Below are 3,764 nucleotides of genomic sequence, written 5' to 3' on the forward strand. Positions count from 1 at the left end.
GCGACCGACCTCGTCAGCCCGCGGACCACGCCGCGCCCTCCTGCAGGCCCCCTCGGTCAGCCCTCGGCCTTCGCCGCCGAACGCGCGCGGGACGCGGTGCGGGCCCGCTCGCCGGCGTCGAGGACGACCTTGCGGATGCGGACCGACTCGGGTGTCACCTCGACGCACTCGTCCTCGCGGCAGAACTCGAGGCTCTGCTCGAGGCTGAGCTTGCGCGGCGGGACGATCTTCTCGAAGTTGTCCGAGGAGGAGGCGCGCACGTTGGTGAGCTTCTTCTCCTTGGTGATGTTGACGTCCATGTCGTCTGCGCGGGAGTTCTCGCCGACGATCATGCCCTCGTAGACCTCGGTGGTGGGCTCGACGAACAGCGTGCCGCGCTCCTGGAGGTTGACCATGGCGTAGGAGGTGACGACGCCCTTGCGGTCGGAGACGAGCGAACCGCTCGTGCGGGTCGTGATGGCGCCGAACCAGGGCTCGTAGTCCTCGAAGACGTGGTGGGCGATGCCCGTGCCGCGCGTCTCGGTGAGGAACTCGGTGCGGAAGCCGATGAGGCCACGGCTCGGCACGAGGAACTCCATGCGGATCCAGCCGGTGCCGTGGTTGGTCATCTGCTCCATGCGGCCCTTGCGGGCGGCCATGATCTGCGTGATCGCGCCGAGGAACTCCTCGGGGGTGTCGATGGTCAGGCGCTCGACCGGCTCGTGGACCTTGCCGTCCACCTCACGCGTGACGACCTGGGGCTTGCCCACCGTCAGCTCGTAGCCCTCGCGGCGCATCTGCTCGACGAGGATGGCGAGGGCGAGCTCGCCACGGCCCTGGACCTCCCAGGCGTCGGGACGCTCGGTGTTGAGGATGCGCAGCGACACGTTGCCGATGAGCTCCTTGTCGAGGCGGTCCTTGACCATGCGGGCCGTGACCTTGGAGCCGCGGACCTGGCCGACCATCGGGCTCGTGTTGGTGCCGATCGTCATCGAGATGGCCGGCTCGTCGACCGTGATGAGCGGCAGCGGGACCGGGTTCTCGGGGTCGGCGAGGGTCTCGCCGATGGTGATCTCGGGGATGCCGGCCACGGCGATGATGTCGCCGGGGCGCGCCTCCTCGGCGGGCTTGCGCTCGAGGGCCTCGGTCATGAGCAGCTCGGTGATCTTGACGCGCTGCTGCGAGCCGTCGTGGCGGCACCACATGACCTGCTGGCCCTTCTTGATCGTGCCGTTGAAGACACGGAGCAGGGCGAGGCGGCCGAGGAAGTTGGAGGCGTCGAGGTTGGTGACGTGGGCCTGCAGCGGGGCCTCGTCGTCGTAGGTCGGCGCGGGGATGGTCTCGAGGATCGTCTGGAAGAGCGCCTCGAGGTCCTCGCCGACGGGCAGGCCGCCGTTGTCGGGCCGCTCGGTCGAGGCACGGCCGGCCTTGGCCGAGGCGTAGACGATCGGGAAGTCGATCTGCTCCTCGGTGGCGTCGAGGTCCATGAAGAGCTCGTACGCCTCGTCGACGACCTCGGCGATGCGCGAGTCGGGGCGGTCGACCTTGTTGATGCAGAGGATGACCGGCATCTTCGCCGCGAGCGCCTTGCGCAGCACGAAGCGGGTCTGGGGCAGCGGGCCCTCGGACGCGTCGACGAGCAGGACGACGCCGTCGACCATCGACAGGCCGCGCTCGACCTCGCCACCGAAGTCGGCGTGGCCGGGGGTGTCGATGATGTTGATGGTGACGCCCTCGGTCAGGCCGCGGTCCTGGGCGGCCTTGCCGGTGTAGTGCACCGCGGTGTTCTTCGCGAGGATCGTGATGCCCTTCTCGCGCTCGAGGTCACCGGAGTCCATCGCGCGCTCGTCGACGTGCTGGTGCTCGCCGAACGCACCGGACTGCCAGAGCATCTTGTCGACGAGGGTGGTCTTGCCGTGGTCGACGTGGGCGACGATGGCGACGTTGCGGATGTCCGCGCGGGTCTTCATGGGCATGAGGGACAGTCTCTCAGGGTTTGGAGGGTGGTTCGGACCACGTCGTCGTGGGTGTTCAGGGGCCGGCGACTCACGAGCAGGGCGTCACGGCAGCATCGCCTCGAGCGTCTCCACGATGGGCAGGTCGGCGGGCAGCCACGCGACGGAGCGCAGCTCGTCGAGCCCCAGCCAGCGCAGCTCGTCGTGGTCCTCGAGGGGCTCGGGCGTCCCTTCGGCGACCTCTGCCAGCCACACCAGCATCTCGTACCGCTCGCCGAGGGGCCACGTCGCACCCGGCCGAGGTCCGGGCACGTGCGCACCGAGGCGCACCGTGACCCCGAGCTCCTCGAGCAGCTCCCGGTGCAGGGCGGAGAGGGGCGACTCGCCGTCGTCGACCTTGCCGCCGGGCAGCTCCCAGCCGCCGGCGAGGGCGGACGGCTCGGTGCGCCGCGCCGCCAGCAGCCGGGTCGGCCGCTCCAGGTCGTCGACGACGGCGGCCCCGACGACGAGGCGTACGGGGTGCGGGAGGAGGTCTGGGCTGCGCATGGCGCCACCGATGGTGCCACAGCGGTGCGTCCGGACGGTCCGGGCGAGCACGGCGGGGCGTTTACTGGACTGCATGACACGACGGCTGACCGACGAGGAGATCGAGCGCCAGCTGGGCGACCTGCCCGACTGGACGCGTGACGGCGACATCATCCGGGCCTCCTTCGAGGCCCCGGCGTTCCTGACGGCCATCGCGCTCGTGCAGGAGGTGGCGGCCGCGGCCGAGACCATGGACCACCATCCCGACATCGACATCCGGTGGCGCACCGTCGCCTTCGCCCTCTCGACGCACTCCGAGGGCGGCCTCACCCAGCTCGACGTCGAGCTCGCGCACCAGATCAGCCAGGAGGCCGCCCGGAGGGGCGTCGTCGCGACCACGTGACGTCGGCCGGAGGGCCGGGTCGCGCCCGTAACTTAGGATTGCCTCATGCGATCCCACTCACGCTGCGACTCGCGCGCCGAGTCCCGGGAGGGCCATAGTCCCTGGCCGGACCCGGTCCGGCCACCCCTGACCCACCGCCTGTTCACCCGGGTGGTGATCGCATGAGCACCGCGCTGGGCATCGGCCTCGGCATCGTGCTGATCCTCGCGCTGACGGCTGCGACGGGCTACTTCGTGGCCCAGGAGTTCGCCTACGTCGCCGTCGACCGCAATGCCCTGCGCCAGCTCGCCGACGAGGGCGACGCCGCCGCCCAGCGCGCCCTCCGCGTCACGTCGCAGCTGTCCTTCACCCTGTCGGCGGCCCAGTTCGGGATCACCGTGACCGCCCTGCTCGTCGGCTACGTGTCCGAGCCCCTCGTCGGGGTCGGGATCGCCGAGCTGCTCGACCCTTCGATGTCGTATGCCGCCCGCCTCAGCCTCTCGGTCACCGCGGTCCTCGTCTTCTCGACCGTCGTGCAGATGGTCTTCGGGGAGCTCGCGCCGAAGAACCTCGCGATCGCGCGCACCGTGCCGCTCGCCCGTTCCCTGAGCCGGTCGACCCTGCTCTACCTCGCGGTCGCGGGCCCTGTCGTGCGCCTCTTCGACCGCGCGTCGACGAGCCTGCTGCGCAAGGTGGGCATCGAACCGGTGGAGGAGCTCGAGCAGGGCGCCACGGCCGAGGACCTCACCCGGATCATCGACGAGTCGCACGCCGGCGGCCTGCTCGACGACGACCTGTCCGACGTTCTCGAGGGCGGGCTGCGCTTCCGGCAGCTCGACGCCGGGGACGTCATGACGCCACGCGTCCGGGTGACGACGATCCACGCGGACRCCATGGTCTCCGACCTCGTCGGCCTGCTCGAC

The 3,764-nt window shown here is 70.6% G+C and carries 4 protein-coding genes; 2 read left to right on the forward strand and 2 right to left on the reverse strand.

Annotated elements, in window-relative coordinates; genetic code table 11:
* Positions 1-56: 56 nt before the first annotated feature.
* Positions 57-1,955 carry a translational GTPase TypA gene (gene typA / locus AC1DP0_RS19390; RefSeq protein ID WP_478087685.1) on the reverse strand — a complete coding sequence of 633 codons (1,899 nt, stop codon included), beginning with the start codon at positions 1,953-1,955 and terminating at the stop codon, positions 57-59.
* Positions 1,956-2,039: 84 nt separating this feature from the next.
* A complete protein-coding gene (locus AC1DP0_RS19395; RefSeq protein WP_478087693.1) occupies positions 2,040-2,480 on the reverse strand; it encodes a (deoxy)nucleoside triphosphate pyrophosphohydrolase in 441 nt (146 codons plus the stop codon).
* A 73-nt stretch (positions 2,481-2,553) separates the two neighbouring features.
* Between AC1DP0_RS19395 and AC1DP0_RS19400 the strand changes: the two genes are divergently transcribed.
* Positions 2,554-2,862 (forward strand): 4a-hydroxytetrahydrobiopterin dehydratase, encoded by a 309-nt coding sequence (locus tag AC1DP0_RS19400; RefSeq protein WP_478087688.1) that lies wholly within the window; start codon positions 2,554-2,556, stop codon positions 2,860-2,862.
* Positions 2,863-3,023: 161 nt separating this feature from the next.
* On the forward strand, positions 3,024-3,764 hold a 741-nt coding region (locus AC1DP0_RS19405; protein WP_478087690.1), incomplete at its 3' end, for a CNNM domain-containing protein.

It is taken from the genome of Terrabacter sp. P5_B1 (assembly GCF_056400505.1).

Bases quoted from the DNA above. Each gene is read 5' to 3' on its own strand.
- typA (WP_478087685.1), bottom strand. From the start codon at position 1,955: ATGCCCATGAAGACCCGCGCGGACATCCGCAACGTCGCCATCGTCGCC.
- AC1DP0_RS19395 (WP_478087693.1), bottom strand. From the start codon at position 2,480: ATGCGCAGCCCAGACCTCCTCCCGCACCCCGTACGCCTCGTCGTCGGG.
- AC1DP0_RS19400 (WP_478087688.1), top strand. From the start codon at position 2,554: ATGACACGACGGCTGACCGACGAGGAGATCGAGCGCCAGCTGGGCGAC.